The organism is Thiomonas arsenitoxydans (assembly GCF_000253115.1).
Taxonomy (GTDB): Bacteria; Pseudomonadota; Gammaproteobacteria; order Burkholderiales; family Burkholderiaceae_C; genus Thiomonas; species Thiomonas arsenitoxydans.
Genome location: NC_014145.1, coordinates 3,087,350 through 3,102,907, shown reverse-complemented (window position 1 = coordinate 3,102,907; position 15,558 = coordinate 3,087,350). Strand labels below are relative to the sequence as shown.

Below are 15,558 nucleotides of genomic sequence, written 5' to 3'. Positions count from 1 at the left end.
CCGTCCTACGTCGACCTCAACAACCTTCTGCCGCCCACACTCCTAGGAGGCTGTCGCAGGCACAATGCCCGTCCATGTCGATGTTGCGCATTTTCTCGCTCAGCCTGCTGCTTCTGGCGGCCAGCCGCCTGCTGGGGCTGGTGCGTGACGTGGTGGTGGCCACGCAATTCGGCCTGAGCGGCCACGCCGACGCCGCGCTGGTGGTGCTGTCCTTTCCCGATCTCGCGGTGAGTCTGTTGTGGGGGGCGGCCATTCCGGCGGTGATGGTGCCGCGCATGGCCGGGCGCGATACGGCGCATATCGCGGCCGAGGGCGCGCGCTGGTCGCGGCTGGCCGCCCTGCTGTTCATCCTGGCGGGCATGATCGTGTGGTGGGGGCGGCTTGCGATCGTGCATCTGCTCGCCCCCGGGCTGAATGCACCGGAGGCGGCGCTGGCGGCGCAGACGCTGGGGTGGTCGGCCCTGGTCGCCCTGCCTGCCGGGGCGGTGGCGATGGTGGGCAACGCCATGCTGCAGGCCCAGGGGCGCTTGCAGTGGCAGTACACGGGGCAGGTGGTGTTCAACCTCGGACTGATCGGCGGACTGATCGTTGCGGCGCAAACCGGCCAGTTCGCCTGGGTGGCCGGCGGGGTGGTGATCGCGGCGCTGGCGCGACTGCTGCTGATGCGCAGGGCCAGTCGCGCTGCGCTGCCTGCTGCCGCTCCGGGCCGCACCTGGCCGGACGCCGCCAGCCTGCACTCGCTCGGGCTGGCGCTCGCGGCCTCCGGGCTGACGGTGCTCTACACCCTGGCGGCGCGCGCCCTGATGTCGGATGCGGGGCCGGGGCAACTCGGGGTGTTTCAGTATGCGCAGCGGGTGGGCGAGTTGCCGCTGCATACCGTTTTCGCCGTTGCTTCGGCGCTGGCGCTGGCGCGCCTGAGTGCGGCGGAGAGCCAGGGCGATTCCGCCCGCGCGCAGTTGGAGACGCGCCAATGGCTGCGGGCGATGCTGTGGCTTTCCGCCCTCATCGCACTGGCGGGTATGGTGGCGGCGCCGGGCGTCATTCGCCTGCTGTTCGGCTGGGGGCGCATGACCGCCGAGGCCCAGCAGCAGGTCACCGAAGCCATGCGCTGGATCTTGCTGTTGTTGCCGCTGCAGGCCGCGCAACTGGTACTGGCCACGCGGCTCAACAGCCACCGCCGTATCGCCGATCAGGTGCTGGGTTACGGCGCGGGGCTCGCCGCGCTCGCCCTCGTCGGCGCCCTGCTGCCGGTCACGTCTTGGCGCGGCTTGGCGGCGTACGGTGCGGCCTGGGGGGCGGCCACCGCGGTGCTGTGGTGGCGGCTGGCGCGGCATCAGGCCGATGCGCAGTGGCGCAACGCGGCCGTGCTGCTGGCGGCGCTGCTGGTGCTGGCAGCGGCAGGCGCTGCGCTGCGATTGATGCCGCTGCCCTGGGCGCTGGATCTGGCCTTGGCCGCGGTGCTGCTCGCCGCCGGCGTGTGGGCCTTGCTGCGCTTCGATCCGCTGGGACGGCTGGTGCGCGATCGCTACACTTCCCGTCGGCTGCGCCGCGCTGCCTGAACCTTGCTCAAGATGGACTTTATCCAAATCACCAACGATCCCGACTTTGCCGCTTTCGCCGTGGGCTGCGGCGTGACGCGGATCATGGTCGATCTGGAGCAGCACGGCAAGCAGCAGCGCCAGGGCGGCTTGGGCACCTTCATTTCCGACCATGTTCCGCAGGACGTGGCCCGCGTGCGTCAGGCCGTGCCGAAAGCGGCGCTGATCGTGCGCATCAATCCCCTGCATGAGGCCAGCGCCAACGAGATCGACCAGGCCATCGCCAGCGGCGCCAGCCACCTCATGCTGCCGATGTTCCGCAGTGCCGACGCCGTGGCTCAGTTCGTCGCCCTGGTGGCCGGTCGTGCCCAGACCATCGCCCTGCTCGAAACCCGCGATGCGCTGCAAAGCCTGCCGCAGTGGGCGGGTCTGGACGGGCTGGACGAAATCTATGTCGGCCTCAACGATCTGCACCGCGAACTGGGCCTGCGCTTCATGTTTCAGCCGCTGGCCGACGGCGTGGTCGATCGCGTCGCGGCCGTGGCGCAGCAGCAGGGCAAACGCTTCGGCTTCGGCGGCATCGCCCGGCTGGACGAAGGCTTGCTGCCCGGGCGTGTGGTGCTGGGCGAGCACTTAAGGCTGGGCTCGCGCAGCGTGATTCTGTCGCGCACCTTCAACCGCGAGCGCATCGAAGCCCCCGATTCCGACTGGAAGGCCATCTATGCCGCTGAAATCCATCGTCTGCATCATGCCGTTCAGGTGCTGGCGCAGCGCGAGCCTGCCGAGATCGAGAACGATCGGCTGCTGGCCATCGACCTCATCACCCGCGTCGCCCAGAGTCTGGGACCCATGTCGACGCCGCGCTGAACCTCCGTGGCCAAACGTCTGTTCGACATCGTGCTGGCGCTGCTGGCGCTGTTGCTACTCTCGCCGCTGATGATCGCGGCGGCGCTGGCCGTGTGGCTGGACTCCGGCCGCCCGGTGCTGTTCGCCCAAACCCGCGTGGGACGGGCGACGCAGCCCTTTCGGCTCTACAAATTCCGCAGCATGGTGGTGGACGCGTCGCAACGCGGCCCCTACAACACGAGCCAGAATGATCCCCGCATCACCCGCGTCGGCCGCTTCCTGCGGCGCACGAGCATCGACGAACTGCCGCAACTGCTCAACGTGCTGCGCGGCGACATGAGCCTGGTGGGCCCACGGCCCGACGTGCCGGCGCAGCGCGCCAACTACACCGCAGAACAATGGGCGCTGCGCCACCGCGTGCGCCCCGGCATCACCGGGCTGGCGCAGGCGCTGTACCGCTCCAGCGCCACGCCGCGACAGCGGCTGCAGGCCGATCTCGACTACGCACGAAACCACGGCCTGCTGGTCGATCTACGCATCATCGGCCTCACCGTGGTGCAACTGTTCCGGCGCAACGCCAACTGACCCGTGAAACTGACCCGCGCCGTCAAAGCGCGACAATCCCGCCATGTGTGGAATTTATGGATTTTTCGACCGTACCGGCGGCGAGCTGAGCGAGCAAACCCTCGCCGCGATGGACGCCAGCCTCGTCCATCGCGGCCCGGATGACAGCGGCGCATTTAGCGCTGCGGGCGTGACGATTGGCAACCGAAGGCTCTCCATCATCGACCTCGCCGGTGGTCACCAGCCCTTCGTCAGCGACGACGGGCGAATCGCCCTGGTGCAAAACGGCGAGATTTTCAACCATGTGGAACTGCGCGCTGAGGCGCAGCGCCGGGGCGTGCGCTTCCACTCCGATCACAGCGATACCGAAGTGCTGCTGCGGTTGTATGAACGCGAAGGGCTGGGCTTCCTGCCGCGGCTCAACGGCATGTTCGCCATCGCTATCTGGGATGGGCGCGATCCAGAAAATCCCCGGCTGCATCTGGTGCGCGACCGCATCGGCGTCAAGCCGCTGTTCATGCACGACGACGGCAGGCAGGTACTGTTCGGCTCCGAGATCAAGGCCGTGCTCGCCGCGCTGCCAGGCCGTCCCGCGCTCGATCTGCCCGCGCTGCAGCACTACCTTGCCTACAACTACGTTCCGCCGCCCTTCACCCTGTTCGCGGGCGTGCGCCACGTCCTGCCCGGCACGGTGCTCACTGTCGATGGCGCCGGCAGCCACGCCTGCCGCTGGTGGAGCCTGGCGGAGCAGACGCCGATCGCTCAGACCTTCACCACCTGGCAGGAAGAGTTTCTCGACCTGCTCGACGACGCGGTGCGCCTGCGACTGCGCGCCGACGTGTCCTTCGGCGCCTTTCTCTCGGGCGGGGTCGATTCCAGCACCGTCGTGGCGCTCATGGCGCGGCATGTGCGCGAACCTGCGCGCACTTTTTGCATCGGCTTTCCCGATCCGCGCTTCGACGAATCGCCCTACGCCCGCGAGGCTGCGCAGCGCTTCGGCGCCACGCACCGCGAGCGCATCGTGCAGCCCGACATGCTCGACGACTGGGCCCGCGTGCTGTGGCACTGCGACCAGCCGCACGGCGACGCCTCGTTCATGCCCACGCGCAGCGTCAGCCAACTCGCCGTTCAGGATGTGAAAGTCGTGCTCACCGGCGACGGCGGCGACGAGCTGTTCGCCGGCTACGACAAATACGCCAGCTTCATGGCCGCCCCCGCGCTGCGCGACCTGCCCGCGACCGACTTCGCCCAGCACTATGTGGAGCACACCGGCCTGTTCGGCGCGCAGGCCCGCGCCGCGCTGTTCCAGCCCTGGCTGCGCACCAAGCTGGCCGATGTGGACAGCGTGCGCGACGTGGCCGCGCCCTGGTTCGAGCAGGCCGCGCACTTCGACCGCGTCAACCAGATGCTGTTTCTGGACATGATGTTGCTGCTGCCCGGCAACAACCTGGTGAAGCCCGACCGCATGGGTATGTCGGTGTCGCTGGAGGCGCGCACGCCCTTGCTCGATTGGCGCCTGATGGAGTTCGCCTTCCGCGCGCCCGGCGACACCAAGCTGAAGGACGGCGACAAAAAGCACTGGTTCAAGCGCGCGGTCGAGCCCCTCATCGGCGCCGACCTCGCGCACCGCAAAAAGCAGATGTTCACCGTTCCCATCGGCGAGTGGTTTCGCGGGCCGCGCAAGGCCTGGCTGGCCGAATTGCTGTTCGCACCGAACGCGCTCGGCGCCCAGCTGTTCGAGGCCGACGCGGTACGCAAGCTGTTCGACGACCATGTCTCGGGCGCGGCGAACCACACCCGCGAACTGCGCGCCCTGGCGGCGCTGGAGCTCTGGGCGCAGCAATTCGAGCCCGAGATTTCCGCATGAGCCGGGCGCAGCGCATCCTCGCCGTGGCCTACGGCGGCGGTCACATCGCCATGATGCTGCCAGTGCTGCGCGCCCTGCGCTCACGGCGGCCCGATCTCGACATCACCCTGCTGGCCCTGACCACCGCGGCCCGCGTGGCACACGACGCCGGCGAGGCTCCGCTGGGGTACGCCGATCTGCTGCACTTGCTATCGCCCGAAGAACAAGCTCAGGCCCTGGCATTGGGCCGCGCGCTGAAGCCGGGCAACGCCCATCCCGACATTCTTGAAGCCGAAACCGTGGCGTATCTGGGCATCAACGCCTGGGATCTGCGGCAGCAACTCGGCGTTGCCGCAGCCGATGCGCTGCTCGCGGCGAAAGGTCGGCAAGGCTTCCACCCGCTGCACTTTTTTCGCCGCATCGTTGCCCATCTGCAGCCCGATCTGGTACTGGCGACCAATTCACCGCGCAGCGAATCTGCCGCGGTCGTTGCCGCCACTGAGGCCGGTATTCCCAGCCTGGTCATGCTCGACCTATTCGCCTTGCCGGGCGATGCTTTCGCCGCGCGCAAGCGCTATCCCAGCCGGGTCTGCGTGTTGTCCGAGGCCGTGCGCGACAACCTCATCCGGGCCGGATGGCCGCCCGAACGCATCGCCGTCACCGGCAACCCGGCCTTCGACGCCCTCAATGCCCCGCAAACCCGCGCGGCAGGAATCGCGCTGCGCGCCGAGCTGGGCGCCCCACCGCAACGCCTCATCCTGCTCGCGCTCCAGCCCGAGCCCGCCACGCATCCGGCCTCTCCCGGTCGCCGCGGCGACCCGCGCCTGCCCGAACGCGTGCTGCAGGCTTGCCTCGACAGCGTGCGCGCGCATCCCGACTGGACCCTCATCGTGCGGCCGCACCCTTCGCAAACCCTGCCTGCTCGGCACGACAACCCGCAACTCCGCCTGTCCCTACCGTCCGAACCGCTGCACCCGCTGCTGCACGCGGTGGACGCTGTCATCACCGGCACCTCCACCGTCGCCCTCGAAGCCCATCTGGCGGGCAGGCGCGTGCTGCAATTGCTCGATTCCATCGCCGCGCCCGCCATGCCCTATCTCGCGCTGGGCGTGGCCGATGCCGCTTGTCACCTGACCGATCTGCCGCAGACGCTGTCCCCCCTGCTCGCGCAGCCCAGCATGGAGCACGCAGCCGTCCGCGACGGCCCTGCCGTCGGGCCGCCCCAAGGCGGGCGTCTCCCCCTCCCAACCTCCCCCACGCCGTGGGGGAGGAGTGGCCGCTCCCTCTCCACTTGTGGGGAGGGCCGGGGTGGGGATGACCCCCTCGGGGGGCAGCGAGGGCAAAACCCGAGCGTGGGGGCGCCCAACACCGCCGCCGACCAAGTGAGCGAGCAGGCCCTGGCCCTGCTCGCAGCCCATCCACACCTCACCCCACCTGCCCCGGCCTGAACCCATGACCACCATCGCCACGATCTGCGCCCGCGGCGGCAGCAAAGGGCTGCCGGGCAAGAACATCCTGCCCTTCGCGGGCCTGCCGCTCATCGCGCACAGCATCCGCTTTGCGCTGCGGCACCCCGCCATCAGCGCCGTGTATGTGTCCACCGACGACCCAGAGATCGCGCACATCGCCCGCGAGGCAGGCGCCGTGATGCCTTATCTGCGCCCGGCGGAACTGGCGCGCGACGACACCCCCAAGCTTCCGGTCATCGAACACCTCGTGGCCTATCTCGAAGCGCAGGGTCAGACCATCACCCGCATCGTCGATCTGCAACCCACTTCGCCGCTGCGTACCCCAGAAGACCTTGACGGCTGCCTCGCCCGCGCCGACGCCCCGGACGCGCCGGGGCTGGTGCTCAGCGTGTTCGACAGCGGCTCCAACCCCTATTTCAACCTCGTCGAAGAGCAGCCCGACGGCAGCGTCAGCATCAGCAAGGGCGGCGGCCTCACCGCCCGCCAGTGCGCGCCCAAAGTCTGGGCGCTCAATGGTTCGATCTACGTCTGGCGGCGCGAAGCCCTGGCTCACGCCGCGCAGCACGGCCTGTGGAGCGTGCCCGTAGCGGCTTACGCCATGCCGCCGCAACGCTCGGTGGATATCGACACCGCCGACGACTTCGCACTGGCCGAGTGGCACTATGCCCGGCAGCCATCCGGAACCTAGAATGAAACAACCCCCTGACTCGCTACGCTCGCCTCTCCCCGAGGGGGTGTCAGTTCCTTCGGAGCGGCCGTGCGGAACTGACATGCCCAACAACCGCGTCTTTCTCATTGCCGAAGCCGGCGTCAACCACAACGGCCAACTCGACCTCGCGCTGCAACTGGTCGAAGCCGCCCGCGCCGCCGGGGCCGACGCGGTCAAGTTCCAGACCTTCCGCGCCGAAGACCTCGCGCTGCCCGGCACCGCCACCGCCGCCTACCAGCAAGGTGCCACCGGCGAGACCGACCAATTCGCCATGCTGCGCAAGCTCGAACTCAGCGCCGAGCAGCACCAGATCATCGCCACGCATTGCGCGCGCGTGGGCATCGAGTTCATGTCCACCCCGTTCTCGGAAGACGCGGTCGATCTGCTGGTCAGCCTCGGCGTGCGGCGGCTGAAAATTTCGTCCGGCGAAATCGTCAATCGCCCGCTGCTCGCCAAGGCTGCCGCCACCGGCTTGCCGCTCATTCTCTCCACCGGCATGGCCACGCTGGAAGAAGTCAAGCAGGCCGTCGGCTGGGTACGGGCGGCGTGGGCGCTATATGGTTCACCCCTCTGCGAAGACACGCCTGACCCCGCCGCCGGGCCGCCCCAAGGCGGGGTCAGGCCCCTCGGGGGGCAGCGAGGGCAAAGCACGAGCGTGGGGGCCTCTGCGCTCACCCTGCTGCAATGCACCTCCGCCTACCCCGCGCCGGATGACGCGCTCAATCTGCGCGTCATCGCCACCCTGCGCACTGAGACCGGCCTGCCCACCGGCTATTCCGACCACAGCCTGGGCAATGCCGCCGCGCTCGCCGCCGTGGCGCTGGGCGCCTGCGTGATCGAAAAGCACATCACCCTGGATCGCAATCTACCCGGCCCCGACCATCGCGCCTCTAGCGAACCCGCCGAGTTCGCGGCGCTGGCGCGCGACATCCGCCGCATCGAGGCCATGCTGGGCGACGGCATCAAGGCCCCGCGGCCCGACGAGATCGACGTGCGCGCCGTGGCCCGCCGCAGCGTGGTGCTGTCCACGGCCCTGCCCGCTGGCGCCGTGCTGCAGCGCGAACACCTGCAACTGCGCCGCCCCGCCAGCGGCATTCCCGCCGCCGAGCTGGATGTCGTCATCGGCCAGCGCCTGCTTGCCGACACCCCGGCGGGAGCCGTGTTGCAGTGGGAAAACCTCAAGGGCTGAAACGGAACCTAAAGCCGTTTCAGGCTTCAGCAGCCCGGCGCATCCAAGCGGGTCTGCTCGGTCGCGAGTAAAACCGGCAAAGCGTTCTGCACAATATTCCTAAGGGGCTGAAGAGCGGATTTATTTCCGTCATCACACAATATGGAACCTGATTTTGCGCATTTTCTCAATCCGGACTGCGCGAAATTTACAAAATTACCGCTGCACCGTGAAACCATGACGTGGTAATTTCGTCACATGAACTAGATATCTTCGGGTTCGCTGCAAAACATCATGCCCACAAAAAACATCGATCTGATTTATTTCAACGCCGGAGGCGGCCACCGCGCCTCGGCCTTGGCCCTGGAAAAAAGCATTGCGCAGTCGGGTTTGCCTTGGCAGGTTCGGCTGGTCAACCTCACCGACGTGCTCGACCCGCAGGGCACGCTACGCAAATACACCTTCTCTCCGGAAGACTATTACAACGCCCGTTTGGCGCGCGGCCTCACCATCGGCCTTCGGCACGAACTCAAACTGCTGCAAGGGGCGTTGCGGCTGCTGCACCCCACCCTGCTCAAAATTCTCAAGCTGCACTGGCTGCGCACCGAGCCCGATCTGGTGGTGTCGCTGATTCCCAATTTCAACCGTTCGCTGTTCGAGAGCCTGACGGCCACTTTGCCCGGCGTGCCCTATGTGACCCTGTTGACCGATCTGGCCGATTTCCCGCCTCATTTCTGGATGGAACAGGGGCAAGACCAACACCTCATCTGCGGCTCGGCGCATGCCGTGCAGCAGGCTTTGCAGGCCGGGTTCGATGCCGAGAAAGTGCATGCGACCTCGGGCATGATCATTCGCCCCGATTTCTACACCGAGCCCGTGGGTTTCGACCGAACGGCCAGCCTGCAGGCCTTGGGTTTTGATCCGCAGCATCCGGTGGGGGTGGTGATGTTCGGGGGGCACGGCTCGCGCAGCATGCTGGCCATCGCCGAGCGCCTGCCCGATGTTCAACTCATTTTCATATGCGGTCACAACGCCAAGCTGGCGACCAAATTGCGCGCCTTGCCGACCACCGCGCCGCGCCATGTGATGGGCTTTACCAGCGCCGTGGCCGAGGTGATGCGGCTGGGCGATTTTTTCATCGGCAAGCCGGGCCCCGGTTCCTTGAGCGAGGCGCTGCATCTGGGCCTGCCGGTGATCGTCACGCGCAACGCCTGGACTATGCCGCAGGAGCGCTACAACACCGATTGGGTGCGTGAAAATGGCTTCGGCCTGGTGCTGCCAAGCTTTCGCGGCATCGAGGCGGCGCTGCCCACGTTTCTCGACGATCTTGCCGCGAGCCGCGCGCGCGTGGCGGCGTATCGCAACCGGGCGGTTTTCGAGGTGCCGCAGATTCTTCAAGACATTCTGCGCAGCGCCGAGCAGGTGCAGCTTGACGCGCAGAGCTTGATGGGCGCTTCTACCCCCCGCCTTTTTGAAAATGGGCGGTGAACTGCTGCCACCACGCCCTGCGCTTGGCGGGGTCTGCGGCAGTGAGCGACACCTCGGCCAGCCAGCGTTCGAGCACGATCAGCCCCAGCCGGGTGGGCTCGGCAGGATGCAGGCGGATGTGCCAATCGCAACCTGCGTCATGCCCTGAGTAAGCCTGCGGGCCGTCGGCGCGCAGAGTGGGGAACGCCATCGTCAGCTGCCGCGCAAATGCGCTGCGGGTGATGGCCATATCGAGTTCGCAATGAGCAGGGGCGCCTAGGCCGTACATGAAGTGTGCTCAGCCTCCAGCGACGGGCGGCCAGATCGCCAGGGTTTCACCTTCCTGCAGCACGCGGGTGTCGCGCTGGTCGGGCGCGATATAAACACCATTCACCAGAACCAGATGCACCAGCTTCCAGGGCAGGCGAAAGCGCTCCACCACGTCTTGAATGGTGGTGCCCGGCGCGATGTTGAGTGTGATCTGATGGCCCTGCCGCGGCTGCGGCAGATAGTCCGTCAGGGTGGCCATCAGCTTGAGCGTGATTTGCACGCCAGTCTGAGGCTGAGCCTGGGCAAGAGGGGATGAGGTGGGCGCATCCATGAGGGAGTGACTCGCCTTCAATGATGTACCGTATCGCCGCGACGGTCTTGCGCCTGCGCGCTGGCGAGGTAGGCTTCCATCAGGCGGGTGGGGTCGGCCAGCAGGCGGTCTTTCCAGGCCGCGAGCTTGACCCGGCCTTCGACCAGGCCGCGCAATATGCCGATGTGCTGCGTCGTGCCGATGCTGTTGCTGCCCACCATCACATCGCCCTCGAATTGCAGGCTGAGGTGTTTGTATCCTGCCCGATCGGTCAGCTCCACGCCTTGCCCTCCCTTCACGCCCTGCCACTGGCCGAAGCTGCTGGAGATCAGTCCCAGGGTGTCGAGCACGTTGATCTGGGTCACTCCGCGCAGCTGGGTGCGCCGACCGGCCATATTCATCGCTGCGACATAAGCCTGATCGACCGCGTTGGGCTGGATGGCGCTGACCATCGGCTTGCCGTAAAGCATGTCGAACGCCTCGGCGCAATCTCCGGCGGCAAAGATGCCGGGAACATTGGTCTGCAGGTGTTCATCGGTGAGCACGCCTTGCAGGCAATGCACGCCAGAGCCTTCGAGAAAACCGATATTGGGCTTGACGCCGGCCGCCGAAATCACCAGATCGGCGGGCAGACGTTCGCCGGTGGACAGGCGCACGGCCAGCGGGGCGGCCATATCGCTGGGGTTGGATTCGATGGACTCGATGCGCGCGCCGGTGTGCACCGTCACGCCCTTGTCTTGCACCCAGTCGCGGATCATGCCGCCCGCGGTTTCGCCCATCATGCGCGGCACCATGCGGTCGCCCATTTCCACCACGGTAAGCTGCACCCGGCGGCGCACCAGACTTTCCATGATGATGCAGCCGATGAAGCCCGCACCAAGCTGGATGACCCGCGCGCCGGGCACGGCGAACTGGGTGATGGCGCGGGCATCTTCCAGTGTCCAGCAGGTATGCACCCGTTGCGCGTGAATGCCGGGAATACGCGGCAGCGTCGGCGTGGACCCGGTGGCGATCAGCAGGGTGTCGAAGGACAGCGTTTCACCGGATTCGAGGGTGAGGGTTTTGCGCGCCGCGTCGAGCGACTTCACCCGCGCATGGCGCTGGCTGACGCCGATCTGCCTGAAGTGCTGCGGGTCTTTGCGCAGCCATGTGCCGCGCTCGGTGATGTCGCCGTGCAGCAGGTAGGGAATCGCCATGCGCGAATACGGCGGCCCTTCTTCGTCGCCGATCAGGGTGATGGTGTCTTCGGTGGCGCTGTGCTTGCGCAGGGTTTCTGCAGCAACGACGCCCGCAGGGCCGTTACCGATGATGACGTGGTGTTTCATGTTGTCTGCCTCGATTCCGAGCCGATCTCACGCTGCCCACCACCTCCCCCAAACCGTAGGGGAGGTGGTGGGTGCACAACCCTCCCCACGCGTGGGGAGAGGGCTCCAGTCAAAGCCCGAGCCGCGTGCGGGTTTCGGGCTTGAGCGTGCCTTCCGGAGTCCAGCCGCGCAGTTCGTAATAGCGAGGCAGCATTTCGGGCAGCTTGTTGGTCAGCCCCTTGGCCGGGCCGGTCTTGGCGGGCTCTTTGAGCAGACGCGGCGGCAAGGTGTCGTCCTTGGCGGTGAAGCCCGCGCGGTTGTTGTAGTCGCGCTCCATGTTCCAGATACGCTCGCCTATGGTGTTCAACTCGTCCATGGTGAACTCTTCCAGGCAGGCGGCGGCAAGCTGCGGCTGCACGTCGGCCAGCGTCCAGGCGAAACTGGTGAACAGGCAGATACCGGCAGAGTCGAACACGGCGGTGGCGTCCTGAAACGCCTTGACCAGTTCGGGCTTGCCGTCGGCCACCAGCGGATCGGTCTTGACCGGAATGCCCAGCACTTCCGAAGCCACCGTGTAACCGCGCAGATGGCAGGCGCCGCGGTTGCTGGTCGCATAGGCCAGGCCCATGCCTTGAATGCCGCGAGAGTCGTAGGCCGGGAACTCTTGGCCCTTGACGCTCATGCTCAGTTCCGGGTGGCCGTACTTGGCCGTCAGGCGTTTGCTGCCCAGCGCCAGTTCCTTGCCGAAGCCCTCGCCGCGGGCGGTGATTTCGGCGAAGTAGGTCAGCGCCTTGGCCGAGCCGAATGGCGCTTCCACACCGAGTTGTTCCTTGGTCAGCAGGCCCATGTCGTACAGCTCCATCACCGCGCCCACGGTGGCGCCGAAAGTGATGGGGTCCATGCCGTCTTCATTGCAGAGGAAGTTGGCGTAGGTCAACGCCTCCAGATCGTTGACGCCGTTGGCCGAGCCCAGCGCCCAGGCGGCTTCATATTCCAGACCGCCCGATGCGCCCCAGTACTGCGGCTTGTTCTCGACGCTGAAATGGTGTTCGTCGATCTTGCTGATGCGGCCGCAAGCGATGGTGCAGCCAAAGCACGCCTGGTTGGTGACCAGATTGGGCTTGCCATCGGTTTTGCGCGGCTCGTGCATGGCCTCGCCGGAGATGTCTTTCGCGCCTTCGAATTGCACGTCGCGGTGGTTGCGCGTGGGCAGGGCGCCGATTTCGTTGATCACGTTCATCAACACCTGGGTGCCGTATTTCGGCAGACCCTGGCCGGTGACGGCGTTGTCGTGCAGCACTTTTTTGCCTGCGTTGACCGCAGCCATGAACGCCTTGGGGTCGCGCACATTGCCCACGCCCAGGGTGCCACGCACCGCGATGGCCTTGAGGTTCTTGCTACCCATCACCGTGCCCACGCCCGAGCGACCGGCGGCGCGGTGCAGATCGTTGACGATGGCCGCATACATCACCCCGTTTTCACCCGCACGGCCGATGGAGCTGACGCGGATCAGCGGGTCTTGGTGATGGTTCTTGATCCAGGGCTCGGTTTCCCACACGGTCTTGCCCCAGATCGGCGAGGCGTCGAGCAGTTCGGCCTTGTCATTTTCGATGGAGAGATACACCGGCTTGGGCGATTTGCCTTCGACGATGATCATGTCCCAGCCCGCCATCTTCAGCTCGGCGCCGAAGTAGCCGCCCGAATTGGAGCAGGCGATTGCGCCGGTCAGCGCGCCTTTGGTGATGACCGAATAGCGCCCGCCGGTGGACGCCATGGTGCCGGTGAGCGGCCCGGTGGCGTAAATCAGCTTGTTGTCGGGCGAGAGCGGATCGACCTTGGCGTCGACCTCCTCGACGAAATACTTGGTCGCCAGCCCGCGCTGGCCGATGTACTCGCGCGCCCACTGCCTATTCAGCGGCTCGCTCTTGATGGTGCCTTGCGTGAGGTTCACGCGCAGAATTTTTCCGGCCCAGGTCATGGTCGTCTCCTCAATGTGGTTGCGGTCAGGCCGCGGCGTTCTGGTTGCCCAGCTTGTCGGCCCATTGCTGCATGCGCGACAAGCCGGTCCAGCTGGCATCGATATAGGTGATAGCGCCAGTGGGGCAGGCTTCGGCGCAGGCCGGTTCGCCGCCGCACAAGTCGCATTTCTGCACCTTGCCGGTATCGGCCACATAGTTCACCGTGCCGAACGGGCAGGCGATGGTGCAGACCTTGCAGCCCACGCAAACATCTTCAAGCACGACCTTGGCGCCCGTGGCGGCGTCGAGCTTGATGGCCTCTACCGGGCAGGCGTGCAGACACCAGGCTTCGTCGCACTGGGTGCAGGTGAAAGGAATCGAAGAGCTAGTATTTATGCTGCTTCCAGGCGGTTTGGTGCAAATTCTGGTGCAAGTTTTCAAGGGTAGGAACGCGAACTCAACTGTAAACAATTCGACAAGGGCTTAAGTCTATCGCTGGAACCAAAGCGGCATCAGCGCGCGGTCCTTGGGCGGCCACCCTTGGACGTTGGCGCGCCCTCGCGATGGCTGGTCGCCCATTCGATCACTTCCGCGGCGCTCCAGCGCGGCGTGCCACGCACTCCGGCTACCGTCGGCAAACGGATCGCTTTGGGAAATCCTGGCATCAACGCGTAGCGCTCGGACACTTGGCGGGAGCCAACCTTGAGGTAGGCAGCGATTTCCTTGGCGCTCCAGAGTTCAACGTCAATGGGGACGGGGCGTGCAATGCGCTGTGCAATCACGGTTGCAAGCGCGTCAAGCTCGGCATTCAGGGCTGGCAATTTGGTTGCTGTAAGCATGGGGCATCTCCTTGCGTCCATTTCACGTCACGCATCCTGAGTTGCAACCTCGAAAAACATGAAAATCACCCCATCATTTGGAGGCGTATAAAGGTGACTGGTGGCTTCTTGGTCAAGCTAGGAGGCCGTCGGACTTGAGTCCGAGCGAAGCCGAATGATTGGTGCGACGCGTTTTTTTGGACGGCGGCGCGCTGATCGAGCGCTCTCGATGATTGACGAGACACTGTGAGGGCGCATGGGGCCGCCTGAGGACTCGGTTTGGGCGTGATCGGGGCGCATTTTGCCCTCACGCCGCGCGCAGCACGTGCATGCGCTTGATGTTCCAGGCCATGGTCACCAAGCTCCATTCGCCTTGTGCCTTGGCCAGCCCGCGCATGCTCATCTGGCGCCAGCCCATCACCCGCTTGATGATGCCGAACACCGGCTCCACCGTCTGCTTGCGCAAGCTGTAGAGGGCTCGCCCGGCCTGTGTGCTCAGCCGGTGCGCCATCTGCACCACCGGGTCCGTCGTCTGGGGTTCGGGCGCATCGGATGCGAAGCGCTCCATCACGGGCGTGTGATGCGACTGCCTCTTGAGCGCCAGCAGCGGCTCGACCCCGGCATCGCCGCAGGCGATCACGTTGGCCTGGCTGAAGAAGCCGTTGTCCGTGATCAGTGACTGCACCTCGCCCAGCACCGCAGGCAACGCCACGATCTGCTCCAGCGTGGGCACGACTTCGCGCTTGTCGTTGGGTGAGCGCGTGGTAGCTCCCCATTTAGGCCAACAGCAGATAATCGGGCGCCACGGACAATTGCGCTCACTCCCGCGCGGTGCTCGATGGAAACCAGGATATTCCTGCGAAAAACTCGTCGAGCCCGAAGCACAGACCGATCCAGGCCGCGAAGGCTGATCGGAATGCCCGGCCTTCGCGCCCGGGAGCCATGACAAGCTATACGAAAAATCCGCCGACCGTGAGGCATGCCGTGTAACCCTGGTCGCCGTGGCCGAACGACAGCCCAAGGCACACGCCAAGGATGACGGCCATGAACGCTTGCGCAAGCGCTCACGGCAAGACGGCCCTGTTGTACTTTGATATGGACGCGCCCGATACGATCTTTAGAGGTGTCAGCAAACAAAGTGGACCTTGGCGGAAAACCCGGACCGTTCGCTGGAGTGTTTTGAATCGGATCAAGGACTTGCAAGTGGATGACCTGTTGCGGCGCCCAATTTCTGGGGTGCATCGGGCGCGATGAATGCCAAAGCGGCCGTGCAGGGATAAGACCAGATCGC

At 66.0% G+C, this 15,558-nt stretch carries 14 protein-coding genes and 1 pseudogene; 8 read left to right on the top strand and 7 right to left on the bottom strand.

Annotated features, from left to right (window positions below):
* The first annotated feature begins 74 nt into the window (after positions 1 to 74).
* The 8 genes from THI_RS14680 to THI_RS14645 all read left to right on the top strand — a co-directional run bounded on the left by THI_RS14680 (position 75) and on the right by THI_RS14645 (position 9,628).
* Positions 75 to 1,559, top strand: a complete 1,485-nt coding sequence (locus THI_RS14680) for a lipid II flippase MurJ (RefSeq protein ID WP_013107039.1) — start codon at positions 75 to 77, stop codon at positions 1,557 to 1,559.
* A 12-nt stretch (positions 1,560 to 1,571) separates the two neighbouring features.
* Entirely contained in the window at positions 1,572 to 2,405 is an 834-nt protein-coding gene (locus tag THI_RS14675) for an aldolase/citrate lyase family protein (RefSeq protein ID WP_013107038.1), read from the top strand.
* Positions 2,406 to 2,411: 6 nt separating this feature from the next.
* The gene (locus tag THI_RS14670; protein WP_013107037.1) at positions 2,412 to 2,969 is read left to right on the top strand and encodes a sugar transferase; all 558 of its coding nucleotides are present in this window, start codon (positions 2,412 to 2,414) and stop codon (positions 2,967 to 2,969) included.
* A gap of 43 nt (positions 2,970 to 3,012) precedes the next feature.
* Positions 3,013 to 4,815, top strand: a complete 1,803-nt coding sequence (gene asnB / locus THI_RS14665) for an asparagine synthase (glutamine-hydrolyzing) (protein ID WP_013107036.1) — start codon at positions 3,013 to 3,015, stop codon at positions 4,813 to 4,815.
* Positions 4,812 to 6,242 (top strand): glycosyltransferase, encoded by a 1,431-nt coding sequence (locus THI_RS14660; RefSeq protein WP_013107035.1) that lies wholly within the window; start codon positions 4,812 to 4,814, stop codon positions 6,240 to 6,242. The genes asnB and THI_RS14660 overlap by 4 nt, the downstream gene beginning before the upstream one ends.
* Positions 6,243 to 6,246: 4 nt before the next feature.
* The gene (locus THI_RS14655) at positions 6,247 to 6,951 is read left to right on the top strand and encodes an acylneuraminate cytidylyltransferase family protein (RefSeq protein ID WP_013107034.1); all 705 of its coding nucleotides are present in this window, start codon (positions 6,247 to 6,249) and stop codon (positions 6,949 to 6,951) included.
* Between the two features lie 82 nt (positions 6,952 to 7,033).
* Positions 7,034 to 8,161: an N-acetylneuraminate synthase family protein gene (locus THI_RS14650; protein WP_013107033.1), complete on the top strand. Its 1,128-nt coding sequence runs from the start codon at positions 7,034 to 7,036 to the stop codon at positions 8,159 to 8,161.
* 273 nt (positions 8,162 to 8,434) lie between these two features.
* Positions 8,435 to 9,628: a glycosyltransferase gene (locus THI_RS14645; protein WP_013107032.1), complete on the top strand. Its 1,194-nt coding sequence runs from the start codon at positions 8,435 to 8,437 to the stop codon at positions 9,626 to 9,628.
* On the opposite strand, the gene THI_RS14640 is transcribed toward THI_RS14645, so the two are convergent.
* The 7 genes and pseudogenes from THI_RS14640 to THI_RS18955 form a co-directional block, all read right to left on the bottom strand.
* Positions 9,597 to 9,896 (bottom strand): hypothetical protein, encoded by a 300-nt coding sequence (locus THI_RS14640; protein WP_013107031.1) that lies wholly within the window; start codon positions 9,894 to 9,896, stop codon positions 9,597 to 9,599. The genes THI_RS14645 and THI_RS14640 overlap by 32 nt on opposite strands.
* A 9-nt stretch (positions 9,897 to 9,905) precedes the next feature.
* A complete protein-coding gene (locus THI_RS14635; protein WP_013107030.1) occupies positions 9,906 to 10,157 on the bottom strand; it encodes a MoaD/ThiS family protein in 252 nt (83 codons plus the stop codon).
* A gap of 68 nt (positions 10,158 to 10,225) precedes the next feature.
* Positions 10,226 to 11,512 carry an NAD(P)/FAD-dependent oxidoreductase gene (locus THI_RS14630; RefSeq protein ID WP_013107029.1) on the bottom strand — a complete coding sequence of 429 codons (1,287 nt, stop codon included), beginning with the start codon at positions 11,510 to 11,512 and terminating at the stop codon, positions 10,226 to 10,228.
* 109 nt (positions 11,513 to 11,621) lie between these two features.
* Positions 11,622 to 13,469 (bottom strand): aldehyde ferredoxin oxidoreductase family protein, encoded by a 1,848-nt coding sequence (locus THI_RS14625; RefSeq protein WP_013107028.1) that lies wholly within the window; start codon positions 13,467 to 13,469, stop codon positions 11,622 to 11,624.
* A 25-nt stretch (positions 13,470 to 13,494) separates the two neighbouring features.
* Complete coding sequence (locus THI_RS14620) at positions 13,495 to 13,872, bottom strand: 4Fe-4S dicluster domain-containing protein (RefSeq protein WP_231836539.1); 378 nt, start codon at positions 13,870 to 13,872, stop codon at positions 13,495 to 13,497.
* Positions 13,873 to 13,961: 89 nt separating this feature from the next.
* A complete protein-coding gene (locus THI_RS14615) occupies positions 13,962 to 14,288 on the bottom strand; it encodes a hypothetical protein (RefSeq protein ID WP_013107026.1) in 327 nt (108 codons plus the stop codon).
* 286 nt (positions 14,289 to 14,574) lie between these two features.
* A pseudogene (locus tag THI_RS18955) lies at positions 14,575 to 15,030 on the bottom strand (transposase); the annotation flags it as partial.
* Positions 15,031 to 15,558 lie beyond the last annotated feature (528 nt).